Annotated in this window: 20 protein-coding genes; 12 read left to right on the top strand and 8 right to left on the bottom strand. The window is 56.3% G+C overall.

The features are described from left to right. Position 1: 1 nt before the first annotated feature. The 5 genes from V8L71_RS07320 to V8L71_RS07300 all read left to right on the top strand — a co-directional run bounded on the left by V8L71_RS07320 (position 2) and on the right by V8L71_RS07300 (position 5121). A complete protein-coding gene (locus V8L71_RS07320) occupies positions 2 to 1300 on the top strand; it encodes an MATE family efflux transporter (protein WP_336273669.1) in 1299 nt (432 codons plus the stop codon). A 173-nt stretch (positions 1301 to 1473) separates the two neighbouring features. Beyond that, positions 1474 to 2784 carry a short-chain fatty acid transporter gene (locus V8L71_RS07315; RefSeq protein ID WP_176302306.1) on the top strand — a complete coding sequence of 437 codons (1311 nt, stop codon included), beginning with the start codon at positions 1474 to 1476 and terminating at the stop codon, positions 2782 to 2784. Between the two features lie 94 nt (positions 2785 to 2878). After that, positions 2879 to 3415 carry an acyl-CoA thioesterase gene (locus V8L71_RS07310; RefSeq protein ID WP_336273668.1) on the top strand — a complete coding sequence of 179 codons (537 nt, stop codon included), beginning with the start codon at positions 2879 to 2881 and terminating at the stop codon, positions 3413 to 3415. A 37-nt stretch (positions 3416 to 3452) separates the two neighbouring features. Next, entirely contained in the window at positions 3453 to 4457 is a 1005-nt protein-coding gene (locus V8L71_RS07305) for an ion transporter (protein WP_336273667.1), read from the top strand. A gap of 58 nt (positions 4458 to 4515) precedes the next feature. After that, on the top strand, positions 4516 to 5121 hold the full coding sequence (locus V8L71_RS07300) for a LysE family translocator (RefSeq protein WP_336273666.1): 606 nt from the start codon (positions 4516 to 4518) through the stop codon (positions 5119 to 5121). A gap of 5 nt (positions 5122 to 5126) precedes the next feature. On the opposite strand, the gene V8L71_RS07295 is transcribed toward V8L71_RS07300, so the two are convergent. Together V8L71_RS07295 and V8L71_RS07290 are read right to left on the bottom strand one after the other, a co-directional pair. Further along, complete coding sequence (locus V8L71_RS07295) at positions 5127 to 5498, bottom strand: I78 family peptidase inhibitor (RefSeq protein ID WP_336273665.1); 372 nt, start codon at positions 5496 to 5498, stop codon at positions 5127 to 5129. A 102-nt stretch (positions 5499 to 5600) separates the two neighbouring features. Further along, positions 5601 to 5732 (bottom strand): entericidin A/B family lipoprotein, encoded by a 132-nt coding sequence (locus V8L71_RS07290; RefSeq protein WP_176302301.1) that lies wholly within the window; start codon positions 5730 to 5732, stop codon positions 5601 to 5603. Between the two features lie 174 nt (positions 5733 to 5906). Here V8L71_RS07290 and V8L71_RS07285 point away from each other — a divergent pair, with 174 nt between their 5' ends. Continuing rightward, the gene (locus V8L71_RS07285) at positions 5907 to 6326 is read left to right on the top strand and encodes an HIT domain-containing protein (protein ID WP_336273664.1); all 420 of its coding nucleotides are present in this window, start codon (positions 5907 to 5909) and stop codon (positions 6324 to 6326) included. Between the two features lie 8 nt (positions 6327 to 6334). On the opposite strand, the gene V8L71_RS07280 is transcribed toward V8L71_RS07285, so the two are convergent. From V8L71_RS07280 to V8L71_RS07265, 4 genes are read right to left on the bottom strand one after another with little or no spacing between them, the layout of a single operon-like run. Beyond that, positions 6335 to 7318, bottom strand: coding sequence for a nickel/cobalt transporter (locus V8L71_RS07280; protein ID WP_336273663.1), 984 nt, complete (start codon positions 7316 to 7318; stop codon positions 6335 to 6337). A gap of 52 nt (positions 7319 to 7370) precedes the next feature. Then, the gene (locus tag V8L71_RS07275; protein WP_336273662.1) at positions 7371 to 8030 is read right to left on the bottom strand and encodes a DUF1007 family protein; all 660 of its coding nucleotides are present in this window, start codon (positions 8028 to 8030) and stop codon (positions 7371 to 7373) included. Continuing rightward, positions 8027 to 8386, bottom strand: a complete 360-nt coding sequence (locus tag V8L71_RS07270; protein ID WP_336273661.1) for a hypothetical protein — start codon at positions 8384 to 8386, stop codon at positions 8027 to 8029. The genes V8L71_RS07275 and V8L71_RS07270 overlap by 4 nt, the downstream gene beginning before the upstream one ends. Next, on the bottom strand, positions 8383 to 8937 hold the full coding sequence (locus V8L71_RS07265; RefSeq protein ID WP_336273660.1) for a hypothetical protein: 555 nt from the start codon (positions 8935 to 8937) through the stop codon (positions 8383 to 8385). The genes V8L71_RS07270 and V8L71_RS07265 overlap by 4 nt, the downstream gene beginning before the upstream one ends. 147 nt (positions 8938 to 9084) lie before the next feature. On the opposite strand from V8L71_RS07265, the gene V8L71_RS07260 reads away from it, so the two are divergent. Then, complete coding sequence (locus V8L71_RS07260) at positions 9085 to 10218, top strand: glycerate kinase (RefSeq protein WP_336273659.1); 1134 nt, start codon at positions 9085 to 9087, stop codon at positions 10216 to 10218. A 231-nt stretch (positions 10219 to 10449) separates the two neighbouring features. Further along, positions 10450 to 10926: a Dps family protein gene (locus V8L71_RS07255; RefSeq protein ID WP_027958621.1), complete on the top strand. Its 477-nt coding sequence runs from the start codon at positions 10450 to 10452 to the stop codon at positions 10924 to 10926. Between the two features lie 92 nt (positions 10927 to 11018). Here V8L71_RS07255 and V8L71_RS07250 read toward each other — a convergent pair whose 3' ends face one another. Beyond that, positions 11019 to 12485: an aminoacyl-histidine dipeptidase gene (locus tag V8L71_RS07250; protein ID WP_336273658.1), complete on the bottom strand. Its 1467-nt coding sequence runs from the start codon at positions 12483 to 12485 to the stop codon at positions 11019 to 11021. A 28-nt stretch (positions 12486 to 12513) separates the two neighbouring features. After that, positions 12514 to 14712: a tRNA(Met) cytidine acetyltransferase TmcA gene (locus V8L71_RS07245; protein ID WP_431313168.1), complete on the bottom strand. Its 2199-nt coding sequence runs from the start codon at positions 14710 to 14712 to the stop codon at positions 12514 to 12516. 352 nt (positions 14713 to 15064) lie between these two features. On the opposite strand from V8L71_RS07245, the gene dctP reads away from it, so the two are divergent. The 4 genes from dctP (at position 15065) to V8L71_RS07225 (ending at position 19960) form a co-directional block, all read left to right on the top strand. After that, on the top strand, positions 15065 to 16168 hold the full coding sequence (gene dctP / locus V8L71_RS07240) for a TRAP transporter substrate-binding protein DctP (protein WP_336273656.1): 1104 nt from the start codon (positions 15065 to 15067) through the stop codon (positions 16166 to 16168). Between the two features lie 65 nt (positions 16169 to 16233). Then, complete coding sequence (locus V8L71_RS07235) at positions 16234 to 16737, top strand: TRAP transporter small permease subunit (protein WP_008957595.1); 504 nt, start codon at positions 16234 to 16236, stop codon at positions 16735 to 16737. Next, positions 16734 to 18071, top strand: coding sequence for a TRAP transporter large permease (locus V8L71_RS07230; protein WP_336273655.1), 1338 nt, complete (start codon positions 16734 to 16736; stop codon positions 18069 to 18071). The genes V8L71_RS07235 and V8L71_RS07230 overlap by 4 nt, the downstream gene beginning before the upstream one ends. Positions 18072 to 18274: 203 nt before the next feature. Then, positions 18275 to 19960 (top strand): ABC transporter permease, encoded by a 1686-nt coding sequence (locus V8L71_RS07225; protein WP_336273654.1) that lies wholly within the window; start codon positions 18275 to 18277, stop codon positions 19958 to 19960. Positions 19961 to 19964 lie beyond the last annotated feature (4 nt).

Raw genomic sequence — 19964 nt, 5'->3', positions numbered from 1 at the left:
AATGCGTATCTGGGCCCTCGCTTGGCCAATCATTCTTTCTAATATCACCGTTCCGCTACTTGGGTTGGTCGATACCGCCGTGGTCGGGCATCTGCCCGACTCTCGCTATTTGGCGGGCGTCACCCTGGGTGCGACTCTGTTCAGCTTTCTCTATTGGGGCTTTGGTTTCTTGCGCATGGGCACCACGGGATTAGTCGCACAAGCCATGGGCCGCGAGAGCGACACGGATGTGCGCAACCTGCTGGGGCAGTCGCTGATCATGGCGCTGGTGATTGGCTGCCTGCTGATTGTATTTGCCTCGCCGCTGATTACGTTAGGCTTGTGGCTATTGGATGGTAGTGAAGTAGCCACCGATTTAGCGCGTGAGTACGCCCATATCCGTCTCTGGTCTGCGCCCGCGGTACTTGCCAACTACGCCATTTTGGGCTGGTTTTTAGGCCAGCAAAATTCCCGCGTCACGCTAATGATTTTACTGCTGACCAACAGCGTTAATATCGTGCTGGATTTATGGTTTGTAGTGGGGCTGGGGATGACCAGTAATGGCGTGGCCTGGGCCAGCGTCATCGCCGACTACAGTGCTTTAGCCTTCGGCAGCTACCTGGTGCTGCGCCAATTAGCCAACCTGAACGGCCACTTTTTGCGCGAGCGCCTGCTGGCTCTGGCGGCCTACACCGCGCTGTTTAACGTCAACGCCAACCTCTTTGTGCGCACTCTCGGCCTGCTGTTTGCCATGGCGTTCTTTACCGCCCAGGGCGCCCGCCAGGGCGATACGGTGCTTGCCGCCAACGCTGTACTGCTGCAGTTCATTATGCTCACCAGCTATGCGCTGGATGGGTTTGCCCATGCCGCGGAATCATTGGTCGGACGTGCTTATGGGCGCAAGGATTGGCGTGAGTTTGCAGCCACCGTTCGCGCCGCTGCCGTTTTTTCCTTCTGGACCGCGGGCGCAGCGGCTCTTCTGTTTGCGCTAGGCGGCAACGGCCTTATTGCCCTGCTCACCGGTCTTGAAGAGGTGCGCGAGACCGCAGCGCACTACCTGCCGTGGATGGTTGCGATGCCGCTGATTGCGGTATGGAGCTACCTGCTTGATGGGGTATTTATTGGCACCACCGCCGTGCGTGAAATGCGTAACAGCATCTTTATCGGCCTCGCCGTCTACCTGCCCGCTTGGTGGTTAACCCAGGGGCTGGGCAATCATGGCCTGTGGCTTGCGTTTATGCTCTTTACGCTGGTTCGCTCGGCGGTACTCATTCACTACTATCGTCTTTACTACCACCGCCGCTACCGGTTAAGACACTGACGCTGGCGCTAAAACAACCACGTTGAGCAGCAACTGAGCTAATGTGAAATGAAGCGGGCAGCTTCAACGTGAAAAACAGCGCGCTCCCCCGTATATTAGCCATGCACTTCCTAGGCACTGACTAGCAAGACACTGACTAGGCACTTTCTAATAATGAATAAAGAGAGCATCCCATGCTTAAAATGATCTCAAAACCGGCCGTAAAGCTGGTGGAGCGCTATCTACCCGACCCGTACATTTTCGTTCTGCTGCTGACGTTAATCGCGTCGGTTGCCGCGATCGCTATAGAGCGCCAAACGCCGCTGGCGGTGCTGCGCTTCTGGGGCGATGGCTTCTGGGGTTTACTTACGTTCTCTATGCAGATGCTGCTGGTGTTGGTTACCGGTTTTATGCTGGCTAGCTCCCCGCCGGTAAAACGTATTCTGCAAAAAATCGCTGGTACGGCTAAAACGCCCGGTGGCGCCATCATTCTGGTGACGCTGGTTTCCTTGGCGGCCAGCTGGATTAACTGGGGGTTTGGTCTTGTGGTCGGCGCGCTGTTTGCTAAAGAGCTGGCCCGGCTGATTCGCGTTGACTATCGGCTACTCGTTGCCAGTGCCTACTCGGGTTTTGTGGTGTGGCACGGCGGCCTGGCAGGTTCGATCCCCTTGACCATCGCCACCGAAGGCCATTTTACCGCTGACCAGATTGGCGTCATTAGCACCGGCTCAACGATTTTCGCCTTCTTCAACCTCGCCATTGTGGTCTGCCTGTTTATCGCCATCCCACTGGTGAACCGTATGATGCTGCCGGATGAGAAGGATAGCGTCTACGTCGACCCCGGTGTACTGAACGACGAGCCAGAGCCGGTAGGACGCATTACTCGTCCGGCAGAGCGTCTTGAAAACAGTTTGACCCTTTCCCTACTCGTAGGGGTGCCTGGGGTGCTGTTTCTGCTTGATCACTTTTTGCTGCGCGGCGGTGGCTTGAACCTTAACGTCGTTAACTTCCTGTTTCTGTTCCTGGCTATTGTTCTACATCGCACGCCACGCAACCTTCTCAATAGTTTGAACGAAGCGATCAAAGGCGGCGCGGGTATTGTTATTCAGTTCCCCTTCTACGCTGGCATCATGGCCATCATGGTTCAATCAGGGCTGGCTGAAAGCATGTCTGAGTGGCTGATCTCATTTGCCACCGCCAGCTCACTGCCCTTCTGGTCATTTATCAGCGCCGGGATTGTGAACCTGTTTGTCCCTTCTGGCGGCGGCCAATGGGCCGTACAAGCACCGGTGATGATCCCTGCGGCTCAAGCGTTAGGTGCCGACATTTCACGGGTGGCCATGGCAGTCGCTTGGGGTGATGCCTGGACCAACCTGCTGCAACCCTTCTGGGCGCTACCGGTACTCGCTATTGCCGGGCTGAAGGCAAAAGACATTATGGGCTTCTGCCTGATTCAACTGTTTATTACCGGTATTATCATTTCAGTCGGCCTAATGTGGTTTTAAAAAAGACCTAGTTTTAAAAAACAGCTAATGACTGCCCGCCGCCCAATTTGCCCAGCATCTGGGCGGCGGGAAGCGATAACAGAAGGAACACCGTATGTCCGAGACGGAAACCAGCGCGAGTACCGCTATCAATACTGCCCTGCCTGGGCAGCACGAACTCTCCATGACGGTATTAATGACACCTGACATGGCGAATTTCAGCGGCAAAGTGCATGGTGGCGCTATTCTTAAAAAGCTCGATGAAGTCGCGTTTGCCTGTGCCAGCCGTTATTCAGGTCACTACGTGGTGACACTGTCGGTGGATCAAGTGCTGTTTAAACAACCTATCCATGTGGGGGAACTGGTTACCTTCTTAGCCTGCGTCAATCATGTTGGCCGCTCATCAATGGAAATCGGCATTAAGGTCGTAGCCGAAGATATTCGCAATAAGCTAATCCGCCATACTAATAGCTGCTACCTCACCATGGTCGCGATTGATGCTGAGGGCAAGCCCGCCAGCGTACCGCCACTCACGTTGGCAACACCTCTGCAGAAACTACGCTTTGAAAAAGCAGCGCTGCGCAAAAAGTTACGCAAACAGGCGGAGCGAGAAGAGCTGCTGACCCAACAGCAGCATCAATCCCAGGCCTAGTAACAGATGTTGCAACGTCCCACCATAAGGAGTTCGCATGCCCGCCAGGGAACGCTACCCGCACCTGCCTAAAGCGGTCGAATACGCCCATATCGGTTGGGATTTTTTCATTTTAACGCTCGTGGTGATTAACCTCTCGCTACTGCTGTTTGATTCACTGTTTCTGCTTGGCCCTATCAACCAAGGTATCGCCAGCATCGCGCCTGGCTTTCACGCGTTCTACGATGACACCATTCATAGCCGCTTTATCGCCATCGACTTGGTGTTTGTAAGCTTTTTTATTGCCGATGTACTGCTTGGCTGGTCCATTGCGATTGCCGAACGGCGCTACCACCGCTGGTTTTTTTACCCATTCGTGCACTGGTACGACGTGCTGGGCTGTATTCCCCTGGCAGGCTTCCGCCTGTTGCGTATTCTGCGTGTCGTATCGCTGCTCCATCGTCTGCACCGGCTGGGATTAATTGACGTCACCCGCTGGGATATTTACCTATTTTTTGCCAAGTATTACGACATCTTGCTTGAAGAGCTTTCTGACCGTATCGCCTTAAAACTGCTGGGAAATGTTCAGCACCAGATCCGCGCCAGTGACTCGCTCACCGAACGTGTCATCGACCGAGTGATCATGCCCCGCAAAGCGCAGTTAATTCATGAGATAGCCCAGCGGTTAGAGAGCACGATTGGCAAAGCCTACCAGCATAACCGCCACTCTATCATGGCGGCGATCAGTGACTTAGTAAGCCGTACACTAAGAGAAAGCCCAGAGATTCAGCGCTTTAACCGGCTACCCATGGGGCAGCAGGCCACGAGTGCAATGGAGGCCTCCCTAAGCGGTGTTGCCCAGCGACTAGTCGATGAACTACTGCTTGGTATTCACTCGGATGAGTTTAAGGAATTAGTTGAGCGCACCGCCGACAGCGGCTTTGACACCTGGCTAACGGTTGACGAAGGCAGCAATCGGGTTACCGAACAGATGCTGTATGACATTCTCGAAATGCTTAAGGAGCAGGTCAATCGCCAACGCTGGAAAGACCGCTATGATTAGTCATGGCGCGTTCATTACATAACCACTCAGCACAACCGCCTTGTATGGATACACTTAAATGAACAGCGAATGGTTAATCCTCGGTCCTGCCGCGCTCTATATGATCTCGATGACGCTTACGCCAGGGCCGAACAACGTGATGCTCACCGCCTCAGGCGCCAACTTTGGCTTTAAGCGCACGCTACCGCATATGTGGGGGATTTTAGGCGGCTGCTTTTTGCTGTTTGCTGGCATCGCACTGGGGTTAGGCGTGCTATTTGAGCGCTATCCCGCTGTTCAAACCGCGCTTCGCTGGATAGGCAGCGCCTACTTGCTCTATCTGGCATGGAAAATTGCCAGCGCGCCACCGCCGAATTTGAAGGCACGCGAACATAGCGTACCGTTTACGTTTTGGCAGGCGGCAGCGTTTCAGTTTGCCAACCCTAAAGCATGGGTGATGGGTCTTGCGCTAATGGCGGGCTTTCTACCCGAAAGTGGTCAGCCGGTGTTCAATGCGCTGGTACTTGCTGGCTTTGCTGAGGTGGTAGCACTGCCGTGTATTGCTTTATGGGCGGCCTTTGGCACGGCCATTGGGCAGTGGATCAAAAGCGACGGCGCATGGCGGGCGTTCAACATTACGATGGGGATATTGACCGCCGCCTGCGTCGTGCTGATTTTACGCTAGAGGCGTTAGCCGCAGCGTAAGTCCTCAATAACATCTTGATCATCAAGGTGGATATTCAAACGATCCGGACGGTGATCCATCGTGGCTGCATCACCAGGTCGAAGCACACGCACTTGGCGAGCGCGGCTATCACTTTGCAACTGCGATACCTTCGCTTCATCGAATGGCTCGCCTATCGCGTGTTGAATAGCCTCCAGGTCACAGGCAGTCGCCTGATCATCACTGGAGTCATTCGGCGCTATCGTGGGCGGCGGTGGTGCTGCGTCGACATCGTCGCTGGCTGGGGAAATCGGCATCTGTGAGCTGACGCAAGCGGTCAGCAACATCGTAGAAGCGCTAACTAGGGCGAATTTAGCCAGAGTCATACGGGGCTTCATCCTTGAATCTCCAAATAGCAGATTATGAATAAATAAGTGCTAAACACCACCGGGCCGAGCAAACGCCCGGCCCGGTGGAGAACATCAGCTTACTAGTGCAGCTTAACTGGCCGCATCCTGGACAGCTTGGCCGCCCTCTTCCACATCCTGGCCAGCACCAGAGATGGTGTTACAACCGGTAAGAACACCCGCGGTCATCAACAGCATAAAGCTCATGGCTAATAATTTTTTCATTTTCCGTTCTCCTTAACGAATCATTCAACATCGGGAAACTCCACTGGCAACTCTCATTGCCGCTTGGGAGTTTTTTCAGGGTAACAGCGTTTTCATGATCATGCTCGCTTTCCCTACTTCACTTTGCGACTGCTATGCTAGCAATTATTTAAACTGCTGTCTGGAGTCCATGACTTGAACAATTTCGAGCTAGATGAACGCCTAACGGCTGATACATTTCCTATCGCCGACCTTCCCCTCAGCCGCGTGCTGCTTATGAACGATGCGCGCTATCCTTGGGTTATTCTGGTACCCCGCTATGGCGCTATCAGCGAGGTGTTTGAGCTTTCCCTCGACGATCAGCAGCAGCTGTGGCGGGAAGCCACCCAGCTTGGCGAGGCCATGAAAACAGCACTAGGAGGTGACAAAGTCAACATTGCCGCGCTAGGTAATGTCGTCAACCAACTGCATGTCCATGTCATTTTACGGCGCCACTCGGATGCCACCTGGCCTGCACCGGTATGGGGCAATGGCTCCCCCGAACCCTACGACCTGGATGGCCAAGCGCAGTTACGTCACCAACTTTTAGCGCTTATTGATAGTATTGATGTATAGCCTGGGCGTTACCCCGTCAGAGGATGACTTTGCCGAGTGGGTGGTTCATTCAAAAGCGGCCCACTCGCGGGCTGCGCAACGCCCGCGACGCACAGCGAAATACCCAGCATGACAATCAGCGCACCACCGGCCAAGGCCAGCCAGCCGGTGGCTTTTTGTACACTGCGCTGACTATGTTGTTGCTTGGACAAGCGCCGCTGCGCCCAACCACGGGCGAGGATACTTGCCAGCGCGAGCGCCGAGACGGTAATGCCCGTGCCCAGCGACATCGCCACCACGGATGCCACTCCCACCTCGAACTGGCCCAGCAGGCTGGCAGCCCCCAGCATCAATACCGCCCCACTACAGGGCCGCATGCCAATAGCACCGACCGTTATTATCGCTGTGCGCCAATCTAACGCCTGCTGCGGCTCAATATGATGAGCACCGCCACAACAGTGGCTATGGTCATGATCGTGGCTGTGGCTGTGGGCCTGATAGGCTGCGCGTAATTGCTTGATTGCTCGCCAGCATAGCCACGCGCCTAACGCCGCTACCAACAGAAAACTAGCTTGCTCTACCCAAACAACACTGCCCATGGCTTGCCGGGTTATCCAGCCTAGGCCGTATACCAGCACCACGACCAATATTATGGCAGTCATACCCTGAAGCAAGGAGGCGGCAAACGAGAGCCCTAAGGCGCGCTTAACAGCTCCGCCATGCGTCGCCAAATAGGTCGCCAGTACGGCTTTACCATGCCCCGGCCCAGCGGCATGAAACACGCCATAGGCAAAGCTAACGCTCAGCAGGGTCGCCCACGTGGCCATACTGGGAGTACGGGAGAGTTCGGTAATCGCCAGCGCCAGCGAGCGATGCAGATCACGCTGCCAGCCGAGCAGTTGGTAACTCACACCCTGAAACCCACCTTGCCAAACAATGACGAGCACCACCGCGGCTAACAGAAGGCCCAGCATTAGTCCTAAGTGACGTGTAAAAGGCCGCGTTAAGGCCATCTGTCGCTCCATCGTGTAAAAATTATCAATTAATATTGTTAACAAATAGCGCCTAGCGGCAATCTACTTGGCCGGTCTCGGCAAAGTAGCGCCCCAACCCTGGCTCACCGCTTTCATCTTTATCAAGCAGCGCGGCTTCCATCACCACTTCTGGGTCAGGATCTGCGGGCAGAATAGAGAGCTCACAGGCAAGCTCGCCGTTAAGTATCAGCGCATCATCCCGTGGCTGACCGCCCTCCTCTTCATGGACAACTTCGATGTAGTAAGTGGGGTCAAATACTTGATAGCGAAGCAGAGAATCTGCCAACGGCTGGGGCGTTTCCAGCGGCAGAATAAACATAAAGGTCAACCGACCATCGCGCGCCAGGGCAGTATATTCACTTACCTCGCCCAACGCCTGCGGCTCGTCGTTGATGCGTACTTCGGTTAAATAGTGTTGACCGGAAAGATTATCGCGAATCTCTTTACCAAGCTGATCAAGGCCCTGCTCAAGGCTGGCATTCTGTACCTGCTGCAGCTCTTCAAAAACCACCAGACTGTAAAAAGGGTCCATCCGCCACGTTTGATGCAAGCCACTTACCATGCCCTGGTCATCGGTGATGATCCGCACACTCACGTCGATCCAGCCATGAGGGTGGGCACGCGCATCCGGGCTAACCAGCAAACTACTTCCTGCCAAGACAAACGCCACGGCGATACCCGCCCCCCTCATGGCGCGACTCCCAACTTATGCTGCAAGGCGACAAGCCATGGGTCGAGTAAATAGGGTGGCAACGGCTGGCTACCCCTCAAGGCCGATACGCTTACTCGACTACCGCTGCCCTCTTCACTCACCTGCAGCTGCAGCTGATACCCCGGCCAGCGGGCAAGCGATGCTTCCGCACGCCCCAAGGCAATATCCGCATGGCGCACCACATAGCCTTGCTCAACCATCAAGTCTATTGCTTTGCGAAACGTTTCCTCTGACGGCGTTGTGTAAACTAACTCACGAGGTTCCAAAGGCGCTGTGGTGGCACAGCCAGCCAACCCCGCCAGTAGCGCTATTAATACCCAGTGGCGAAGATTCATAACGGGCTCCCAGCGGCAGGCACGCTCTGCTCGAAAGCGGTTTGAAAGCGCTGACAGAAATCATCATTGCTGGCGCTATAGGATTCGCGTAAATCGCCCATGTGATCAAAGCGGCGAATATCACGGGAGATACGTATATGCGCGTCGTTCACAAAAATCGAGACACGCTCTACCTCCACAGGCTGCTGACCTATTCCGCCACCAAAACCTATCCCACCGCCAAAACCGATGCTGGAACCACCACCAATGCCCAAGCCACCGAACATACGCATGCCACTCCCATAGCCATACGCATTATCGTAAGGGTCATAATAACCGTGCAGTTCACGTTCACGACTGGCGCTAATTAAGCCCAATGTGGTATCGGTAGAGGTCAGAGTAAACCCCCACTCGGTCAGGATATCTACACTGGTTTCAAGCGCCCGCGCATCCGTTGCAGGAAAATAGCACGCAGCAGCAGGCGCTGGTTCGGCTTGAGGCAGGCTACTTGGAGTCACTTGGCAGCCAGCAAGCGCTAGCAGGCAGGTTAAGCTTATGGGTATCGACTTCATGTTAGATCCTCTAACGGACGAGGCCGCTGGTTTGGCGCAGGCTAGCGCGCTGATCTCGCCAACGGGGGCATACTTAACTGACACTGTAGTGAAGACACTGTATTAAAGACATCGTATTGAAGACACCGTTTTGCGGAGATCGTGCTAATGAATGTTTTGCTTTGCCCCGACAGCTTTAAAGATGCGCTGAGCGCCCAAGACGCCGCCGCCGCCATGGCTCGGGGCGTCAAGCGCGCCATACCAAGTGCCCAAGTGCAGGCTTGCCCATTGGCTGACGGTGGCGAAGGAAGCCTAGATGCACTGATCGCAGCGACAGGTGCCGAGCGCCGCCAGTTGGATGTTCACGACGCCCTGGGGCGCCCGAGAGAAGCCACCTGGGGCTGGCTTAGCGACCAGCGTACCGCGTTTATTGAGCTGGCAGAAGCCAGCGGTTTACAGCACCTTACCGCCGACGAGCGCAACGCGCTGCATACCTCTACTTTCGGGGTGGGTGAACTGCTGCTGGCAGCGTTGGATCAAGGCGCTGAAAAAGCGCTACTGCTACTCGGAGGCAGCGCTACCAATGACGGCGGTGCCGGTATGCTGCAGGCCTTGGGTGCTCGCTTTTTGGATCAAAACGACGAACCGTTACCTCCTGGCGGTGCGGCGCTTAGCCAACTGGCCCGTTTAACACTGGATGGGCTAGACCCGCGGTTGGCTGGGCTCGCCCTTGAGGCGGCCGTGGATGTTGATAACCCGTTACTGGGCGTGCGCGGTTCTACCGCAGTATTTGGTCCTCAGAAAGGCGCCTCACCTGAGGAAGTCGAACAGCTAGACCGCGCGCTGGGGCACTTTGCTGATATTAGCGCTCAGGTACTCGGCGACGACTACCGAACGCTGCCGGGCGCCGGGGCGGCAGGCGGCATGGGGTTTGCGGCCAAGGCCTTTTTAAACGCCACGCTAAAACCCGGTATCGAAATGATTATGCAGCAGGCTGACATGGCAACGCTCTTGGCCAACGCGGATCTAGTGATTACCGGTGAAGGCCGCCTGGATGGCCAGAGCCTGGCGGGTAAAACGCCCATCGGCGTTTCCCGTGCCGCCAAGCGCCTTAACAAACCCGTTATCGTGTTAGCAGGCAGCCTAGGCGATGGCTGGCAAGCCTGTTTTGATGAAGGTGTCACGGCCGCCTTCGCGTTAGCCGACGGCCCCATGACGTTAGCTGATGCACTACCGCGCACCGCCGAGCTACTCGAAGCGCGCTGTGAAAATCTGCTGCGACTGTGGGCGCATAAACGTTGAGGTATATAAGCGTTGAAAAGCATGCAGGCCTTGAAAAGAGCTCTTAGCGCCAGCATTTAAACAGTAGTCAAAGGGTAACGGCAGGCATCTAATGTCTTAGCACTATGGCAGCGATGCAAAAAACCTGTTTTGCACTGCACCAAAGACGCCCTATTCTGAACAGATATTCTCAAGATTTGTGCTGAAAACGCATTAACCGCCGCACGTTGCGGCATAAAGAGGGAGCAGGATATGACTGACACTAATAGCATTGGCCTACACGAAGGTAGCGCTAGTCAACTCGCCGAAAAGCTCAACCACCTGCTAGCCAACTACCAAATTTTCTACATGAACGTGCGCGGCTACCACTGGAACGTTCGCGGTAGCGACTTTTTTGAGCTGCACGCCAAGTTTGAAGAGTTCTACACCGACCTGCTGACCAAAGTGGACGAAGTGGCCGAGCGTATTCTAACCCTGGGGCACAAACCGGTACACGCTTACAGCGATTACGTCACGCTATCGCGCATCCAGGAAGATAAAGACGTTCATGACGGCACCACCTGCGTTAAAGGCGTGTTAAAAGGCTATCAAACGATCATTGAGCTACAGCGCGAACTGCTGGCGCTCGCCTCTGACGCTGATGATGAAGGCACCGCGGCACAAGCCGGTGACTACATCCGCGAGCAGGAAAAAACCATCTGGATGCTCAACGCCTACTTGAGCAAATAAGGGTTAAGCAGACTAGCGCGTTCGCTTAGCGTAAAAACGGCACCCACTTGTGGGTGCCGTTTTTTTATGCGCGGCCATTCACACGACGAGGACTAGCGCTGATCGGCAAGATCCTCGATCAACGCCCTCAGCATCGCCCAAAACTCTTCAACCGATTCAAGCTCCACCCGCTCATCCGGCGAGTGAGCACCGCAAATTAGCGGGCCAAACGAGATCATATCCAAATGCGGATACTTGCTACCCAGAATACCGCACTCCAGCCCGGCATGAACCACCTTCACTTCAGGCTCACGGCCCAGCAGCGCCGCGTGGCGCGCTTTAAAGGTCGCCAATAACTTGCCATTGGGATTGGGCGCCCAACCTGGGTAGCTGTTTTCCACTTTTACCCGCGCGCCAATCAAGCCAAACAGCGCTTGAAAGCGATCCGCCATTGCGACCACGGCACTGTCGTGCAGCGAGCGAACCAATGCGCAGAGATGCAGCCGCCCATTTTCCAGGCTTAATACGCCCAAGTTATTGGATGTTTCCACCACGCCCGGCACATCGGCACTCATCCGCTCGACCCCACATGGGGCCGCGTGAAGCGCGGCCAGCAGCATGACGCTTGCATCCAGCGTTAGCGGTTCTGCTTCGGGCACCTCAGCCAATCGTTGGGCGCTGATTTTAAGGCCGCTATCACCACTGCCCAGCTCTCTTAAAAGAATGGTTTCCAGCCCGGCGATGGCCACCAGCGCGGCGTCTACTTCATCGGAAGGCAGCGCCACCTGGGCAAAGGCTTCACGGGGGATTGCATTACGCAACGTGCCGCCGTGGTAGCTGATCAAGCGTGCATCAAAGGCTTCTAACGTCCTCAGCACCCTAACCAGTAGCCGGTTAGCGTTGCCCAGCGGCTTGTGGATATCGATACCCGAATGACCGCCTTTCAGGCCAGTCAAGGCAATCTCAATGACCTGTTCATGGTCGCCAGCAGCGGCGCTCGGCAGCTGGGCATCGACTTCTACATCAGCCCCGCCTGCACAGCCAATATAGACCTGCCCCCGGTCTTCGCTGTCCAGGTTGAGCAGCAACGAGCCTTCCAGCCAGTTCTCAGCCAGGTTCAGCGCGCCGCCCATGGAGGTCTCTTCTTCCAGGGTAAACAGCGCTTCCAGCGGCCCATGACGGAGATCGGGATCTTCCAATACGGCGAGAATTGCCGCCACGCCCAACCCGTTATCAGCGCCTAAGGTGGTGCCTTCGGCGTGCAGCCACCCGTCGGCGACATAGGTGCTGATCGGGTCGCGAGTAAAATCGTGCGCGTGGTCGCTATTGGCCTGGGCCACCATGTCCAGGTGGCCCTGAAGCACCACGCCGGGTGCCTGTTCACAGCCGGGGGAAGCCGGTTTACGTAGTCGTAAATTGCCAAAAGCATCGCGGTCGTGCGTTAAGCCTTGGGCATCGCCCCACGCTTCGAGGATGGCGACAAGCGCCGCTTCATGCCCAGAGGGGCGCGGCGTATTACAAAGGGTTCGAAAGTGGCGCCAAACTAAGGAAGGCTCCAGCGCTTCAAGATGTTCGTTCATTAAAGACTCTTCGTTATCGGCAATCGGCCTACTTTACCTCAATGAGGTTATTCACGGCGAGGCGCAGGGCCTTCAACGCGTCATTGTGTGCCGTCGCCAGGGGTATATTTTGAAACGCCCACGCCGCCACTTGTCGATGTGACTGCTGTTGCGCTTCAGTTAAGGGGCAGTGGCTGGCTTGCCGGGCCAAGGCTTGCAAGGCCGGGCGAGCAAGAACAGGATCTCGATGAGCTGTCGCCACATCTTCAATATCCTGCCAATCGCGCGCATTAAGCGAAATGCTCGGCATCTGACCGAGCAACAGCACGACAACCGAAGCAGGCAACGCCTTCAACTCAAACGCCAACAGGCCCGCTAATGCCGCCTGAAAGCGCTCATTCAGGTCGGCAAGCACCGCTTCACCCTGTGCGTTTAACGCTTTCGCCACCATCACCGCAAACTCACCGGTGGAGGCTTCACGGGTAATGCCTAAACGCACCGGCGTAAACCCCTGCGCCAACCAAAACCGTAACAGCGACGCCTCCGCACCAAAGGTGGCGCCATACAGCGCGACACCCTGCTGCTTGGCGGCGGCCATATCATCATGCAGTAGCGCTTTCCCCAAGCCTTCGCGGCGACGCTCAGGGTGCGTCGCGATCCTCACCACCCGCCGCCAGCGGGCGGTCAACGCCTCACGGCTACCGGCGTGAGTGGCCAGCGACTGCGCCAACAAATGTCCCTGGGGCCGACGTTCACCGCGGGCGACTTGATGGGCAAGGGTGGCCTCAAAACCGCCCTCCTCCCGTGTCACCAAAACCGCCTGAGGCTCGCTCGCCTGCTCGATCACGCGCAATGCCGTACCGGGGCCGTCAAGCAATTGGCGCAGGTCGTTGGGGGAAGTACGGTAGTGCGACTGCACCAGCAGTCCAAACAGCTTTTCCAATGCCGCGTCTTGCTCGGCAAGCCAGGCACGATCAACCACTTTTGTAGCTACGTCGCTGTCATTCGGTTGAGCCATGGGCAGCGCTGCTTTTAACAGCAGCAGTTGATTGACCAGCGCTTCCAGCGGGTCGCCACCTTGCCAGCGAATGGGCGACTCAAGCGCCAGCGCTTTCCACTGGGGCGTCAGCCGGTCAAGGGTGTCGCGAAAGCGCAGCGCGAATCCGCGACCGGAGCCCTCATAGCCATGCACCGTCGTGGCAAAGGCAATGCGCGGAAAAGCCACCAGCCACTGCCCCAGAAGCGTAGCGGGAATTGCCGCCGCCTCATCCACCAATAAATAACTGCCATCGCCACCCTGCAGCTGCGCATTGACCTGTTCGGTCAAGTCGTCCGGGGATAAAAAAATCAGCTCGCGGCCCTCGGCCAGCACAAAGTGACCTTGGGCGACCCGACGGCCTGCCGGGCAGAGCGCAGCCAGCCGTTCAAAAACGCTCTCCACCGCACTTAGGTGCGGCGCGGTCAGCACGATGCGCTGGGCTTTGTCCATTAGCAGCCGGGCGCAAGCGATACCCAAGGCGGCGCTTTTGCCGCGCCCACGGTCGGCAGTTATTACCAGCGGGCGACGCCGCTTTAGGCCCACCAATTGCTTTACGGCGACTGCTTGATCTAAGGTCAGGCAGTCGCTATCACCAGCGCGGGGATCACCTGCTCCACGCGAAGCTAATTGAGGCAATTGAGGCAGCTGCAACGCCTGACCAGCACGCCAGCGCACTACCTGAGTTGAGGCCTGCAGTTGACGCGCCAAGCGCGTTAGGTAATGGCAGCTCAGTTGCGACCAGTGCCAGGGGTGATCAGCAAAACGCGCGTAGTCCGGGTCAGGTGCTTCACCCCACGGCTGGGGTGTGAGCAATATCAGTAAACCACCCGCCGTGATCGTTCCCGCCAGCGCCCCCAACGCTTCAGGGTCAAACCCTGCGCTGTGTGTATCGATCACGACCAGTTGATGCTCAGCCCCCAGTCGTGCCCGTGCCTTGCGCGGTGAGAGAATAGGCGCGGAAAACTGCAATGCGGTGTTCTCATTGGTCACCCACAGAGGCGCCTGCCAGGAGAAGGCCTGCCATACGTCCTGGGCGATTGAGCGACACAGTGCTGCCTCACCGCTTAACCACACCAACTGGCGCCAGCCGCGGCGGTTGAGACGCTGTGCATGATGAACTAACGCTGCCACCCTTCGCGGTGGGTGTTGGCTTTTTGACAGCTGATTATTCAGCAAATAATTGCCTACTCCGGCGCGCCTGTTTCCCATCACGTTACCCTATAAAGTGTGCCGCTGAGCCTCTTATGGTGAGCCTTCTGCTTACAACTTTGGTTGAACAATTTAACTACTTTCAACGTTTCTGTACTACTTTACGACTCATCTCAACATTCAAAAACCCTATAACTGTCTGTTTTATTTACATATATAAAATTTACTTAATAAACTATGGAAGAGCTTTCTTACATTACTGATATTGCGCTGCAGCGGGGTTGGTGTGCTAGTTTAGCTCTGTAGCGCTTAAATTCCCTTGTTTACGTAAACGTAACCCTGTAGCACTGCACTTTCCTGACTTCAGGTAACCAACACTAATAACGCCACAAGCCAAACCAGGAAATACATCATGAAAAAAATGACCAAATTCGCCCTCACCGGCCTGGCTGCCGGTATTGCTTTCGCTACGTTAACAACCACCGCACAAGCACAAGAAGAGTGGACAATGACCACTACCTGGCCGGAAAACCTTGATCTAATCAAGATTGACCAGCACTGGGTGGAACTGGTCAATAAACTGGCGGGCGAAGAGCTACAGATCAATTTCCGCGCAGGCGGCACACTAATGCCTGGCACCGAAGTATTTGACGCCACAGAAACGGGCAGCATCGAAGCCGCAGGCGACTGGCCGGGCTACTGGGCAGGCTTAAACCCCGCCTTCTCGCCACTGGCCACCACTACCAGCCTGTTTAATGGCGTTGACTACCTTAACTGGATTCAGCAGTGGGGCGGCCGTGAGCTGTATGAAGAGATCTATGGCCAGTTCAACATGGTGTATCTCCCCTACGGCATTACCAACAATGAGTCCGGCTTTATGGGCCGCACCCCGATTGAAAGCATTGCCGATTTAGAAGGCAAGCGTCTGCGCCTTTCGGGTCGTGATCAGGGCCGCGTACTCGAAGAGCTAGGCGGCTCACAGGTCACTCTGGCAGGTGGTGAAGTCTACCAAGCCATTGAACGCGGCGTTATCGATGCGGGTGAGTTTTCGACCCCTGGTGTTGATTTTAACGCCGGTTTTTCCGAAGTGGCTGACTACTGGGCAACCCCGGGCTGGCACCAGTCGGCCAGCGTATTTGGCGTAATGATCAATAAAGATGCGTGGGACGCGCTCTCAGAAGAGACCCAAGAAACCCTGCGTATTGCGGCGGACGCCACCATGGCATGGTCGCTAGCCTGGTCTGAACGTCAGTCCACCGAAGCCACGCAGAAGTTTATTGACGCCGGTGTCACGATCAATCAGTTCTCTGAAGAGGACTTGGCGCGCATTCAGGAAGTCACCAATGACGTCATTCTGCGCGGTGCTTGCGAAGACCCTGACCACGCCAAGGTTTACCAATCCATGATTGCCTACCTTGAGCACTACGCGACGTGGCGCGATGTTTCCGCGCCTTACAATATGAGCCGCGTGATGGACAATCTGCCCTCACTGGAAGAGATCGAAGCCTGCCTGTAAGGCGCTTCTGTGCCGCCTCGGTTTTTACCGGGGCGGTTTTTTTGTGCTGACCGCGGAGATCTTCCATGAATGCGATTGCCAAGGCGATCGATGCTATCAATGAAGCTTTTGGGCGCGTCATCGCGCCATTGATTGCCATCATTACCCTGATTGTTCTTTACGATATTGCGTCACGCTTTCTGTTTGGGCGCCCTAGCGACTGGGCTTTTGACGTGACCAAGATGCTGTTTGGCGCCCATTTCATGCTGATGGCGGCTTACGGACTCCGCCACCATGCCCACGTGGAAGTCGACGTATTGAAACGGCTGCTATCGCGTAGAAAGCAAGCCGTGCTTGAAGTGCTCGGTTATCTAATTTTCTTTGTGCCGTTTATCTGGATGCTGATCACCCTGGGCTGGAGCTTTTTTGAACGCGCGTGGAGCCGCGGTGAAACCACTTATGGCATGGTCTCAATCCCGGTCTACCCGATTAAAGGCGTGATTGTGGTCGCCGCTATCCTGATTCTGCTACAGGCAATTGCCATTGTACTGCGTGCCATCATGCAGCTTCGCGAGGAGACATCAGCATGAACCTAAGTCCTGAAATGCTCACGCTGGTGATGTTTGGCGGCCTGATGGTGGGCCTGTTTATGGGCCATCCGCTGGCATTTGTGCTGGGTGGTGTCGCGGTTATTGGCGCCTTTCTAGGCCCTGGGGAGCGTATCCTCGGCACCCTGATTAACAATATTTTCGGTAACGCCATGGACAACTATGTCCTGGTGGCGATACCGCTGTTCATTTTGATGGCAAGGTTCCTGAACGACTCCGGCGTCACCGAGAAGATGTTTGATGCCATGCGGCTGTTGCTGGCTAACTTGCGCGGTGGCCTGGCACTTACCGTGGTTATCGTTTCGGTGCTGCTCGCCGCCACCACCGGCATTGTCGGCGCCTCGATTGCCGTCATGGGCATGATCGCCCTGGTGCCGATGCTCAAGTATGGCTACAACAAGGAGCTGAGCGCGGGCGTCATTATGGCCAGCGGCTGCCTGGGCATTCTGATTCCGCCCAGTATCATGCTGATCCTGATGGCTAGCTATTCGCCGGTATCGGTGGGTGCGCTGTTCGCGGGTGCGTTGATTCCCGGCCTGCTGCTCGGTGTCATGTATGCGCTCTACGTATTGATCATTTGCTATCTCAAACCCCACTACGGCCCCAAGGTGCCAGCGGAAGAGCGCGCCGAAGTCAGTACCAAACAGCTGCTGATCATGCTGGCCAAGTATGTGGTTCCCCCCATGTCGTTGATTCTGGGCGTGCTGGGTGCACTGTTTACCGGTATCGCCACGGCGACCGAGGCCTCGGCCATCGGCGTGTTTATCGCGTTCATTCTGTTTTTGATTTTTGGTGATCGCAAAATAAGCACCTGCTTCTGGACGATGATAGAAGCCGGCAAAACCACCACCATGGTCATGCTGGTATTAGTCGGCGCCACCGCCTTTACCGGCGTGTTCTCCCGCGGCGGCGGCATGACCGTGATCAGCGAGCTGGTGCTGGCGATGCCTGGTGGCACGGTGGGCGCGCTGATCCTAATGCTGTTCTTGGTGTTCGTGCTGGGTATGTTCCTGGACTGGACCGGCATCGTACTGCTGAGCTTTCCGATCATGCTGCCCATCGTCGAAACCATGGGCGTCGATATGCTCTGGTTCGTAGTGATGGTAGCAGTAATATTACAGACCTCGTTCCTCACCCCGCCCTTTGGCTATGCACTGTTCTACCTGAAAGGCGTGGCGCCACCGGGGGTAGAAATCGTCGATCTGTACAAAGCGGTCGTGCCCTTCGTGGCGTTGATTGTACTGGCGTGTACGTTGATGGCGTTCTTCCCCTGGTTAATTACCGGGCTGCCTAGAATGATGTTAGGTGGTTACTAAGCCGTCCTACATTAAAGTGTAACGTTCAACCATTATGAGCCCGCTTCGGCGGGCTTATTTTTGCATTGGCGACTGACCTGCAAAGCTGCAGTAGAACAGCGCCAATGCTACTATTCACGCCCGCCAGTGATTCGCATTAGATGTTTGCTGCGCTACTTTCCGGCTTTCCACTACTGCTTTCCGTCAATGCAAGGAGTGTTCGCTTGTTCAGATCCAGCTATCGCGGGCTATCCGCCGCCACCTCTTCGCTTCGCCGTCGTGCTAGCCCCTGGTCGATAGCCTTGATCGCGGTGGCGTTCGTGGTTGCCTTGCCAGTGCTGGTGGTGTTTGCCCATATCGCGATGCCTACCGATGGCGTATGGCAGCACCTGGCTAGCACGGTGCTGGGTCGCTACCTGAACAATACGTTCTGGCTGGTGGTGATCGTGGGCCTCGGCACGTTGGTTATCGGCACCGGCACCGCCTGGCTGGTGGTGATGTGTCGCTTTCCCGGCAAACGGTTGTTCGAGTGGGGGCTGCTGCTGCCCCTGGCGGTGCCTACCTATGTCATCGCTTATGCCTACACCGACTTCCTCCAATTCGCTGGCCCGCTCCAGAGCCTGCTACGCGAGACGTTTGGCTGGGAGTATGGCGACTATTACTTTCCTAATGTGCGCTCGCTGGGCGGCGCGGCAACGGTCATTACCCTGGTGCTTTACCCCTACGTCTACCTGCTGGCTCGCGCCTCATTCCTGGAGCAGTCGGTATGTGTACTGGATGTGGGCCGCACGCTTGGCCGCGGCCCTTGGAGGCTGTTTGCCAGCGTCGCCGTACCGCTTGCACGCCCGGCGCTGGTGGGCGGCGTATCGCTGGTATTGATGGAGACGCTTAACGAGTTTGGCGCTGTGCAGTTCTTTGGCGTCGATACCTTTACGACCGGCATTTACCGCACTTGGTTCGGCATGGGCGAACAAGTCGCGGCGGCGCAGTTGGCAGCATGCCTGCTTACCTTCGTGATTGTTTTAGTGCTGCTGGAGCGCTGGTCACGGGGCAAGCGCCGCTATTTCCATACCACCAACCGCTATCAGCAACTGCCTGAGTATGCGCTGCACGGCTGGCGCGCCGTGGCGGCGACGCTTGCGTGCCTGCTACCGGTGCTGGTGGGCTTCTTACTGCCCAGCGGCATTCTACTTAATCTAGCGCTGCAGGGGGGCGATTCGCTGTGGGGCTCGCGCTTTATCGGCTACGCCTGGAACAGCCTGGGATTGGCAACCGTCGCTGCGCTAATCGCCGTGGGCCTGGCAGTCGTACTGAGCTATGGCGTGCGCATGCACGATACGACGTTTGCTCGGGTGGCTGCCAGAGTCGCCTCCATGGGCTACGCGATTCCCGGCTCGGTTGTCGCAGTGGGTATTCTGATTCCGTTTACCTGGTTGGATAATGCACTGAATACCTGGCTGAATAATCACTACGGCTACATTATCGGCCTGGTGTTCAGTGGCTCGGCGTTTATTCTGCTGTACGCCTATGTGGTGCGCTTTTTGGCTGTCTCGTTCAATGCGGTTGAAGCCAGCTTGGGCAAGGTAACGCCGAGCATGGATGCCGCCTCACGCACCCTAGGCCAGACGGCAGGTGGCACGCTGCGCCATATTCATACGCCGATGATGCGTAGCAGCCTGCTGGCGGCGGGAATTCTGGTCTTTGTCGACGTGATGAAGGAGCTGCCAGCCACGATCATTCTGCGCCCCTTTAACTTCGACACGCTGGCGGTTCGGGCGCACAATTTGGCCTCCGACGAGCGGCTGGCCGAGGCATCGACATCGTCACTGGCGATTGTGGTTGTCGGCATCCTGCCGGTGATTCTGCTTAGCATGGCCATGCGACGTTCGCGCCCCGGCGCTAACTCCTGACGAA

The organism is Vreelandella indica, from assembly GCF_037070225.1.
Taxonomy (GTDB): domain Bacteria; phylum Pseudomonadota; class Gammaproteobacteria; order Pseudomonadales; family Halomonadaceae; genus Vreelandella; species Vreelandella arctica.
The sequence above is the reverse complement of the archived record's forward strand: the minus strand, read 5'-3'. Positions and strand labels throughout refer to the sequence as shown.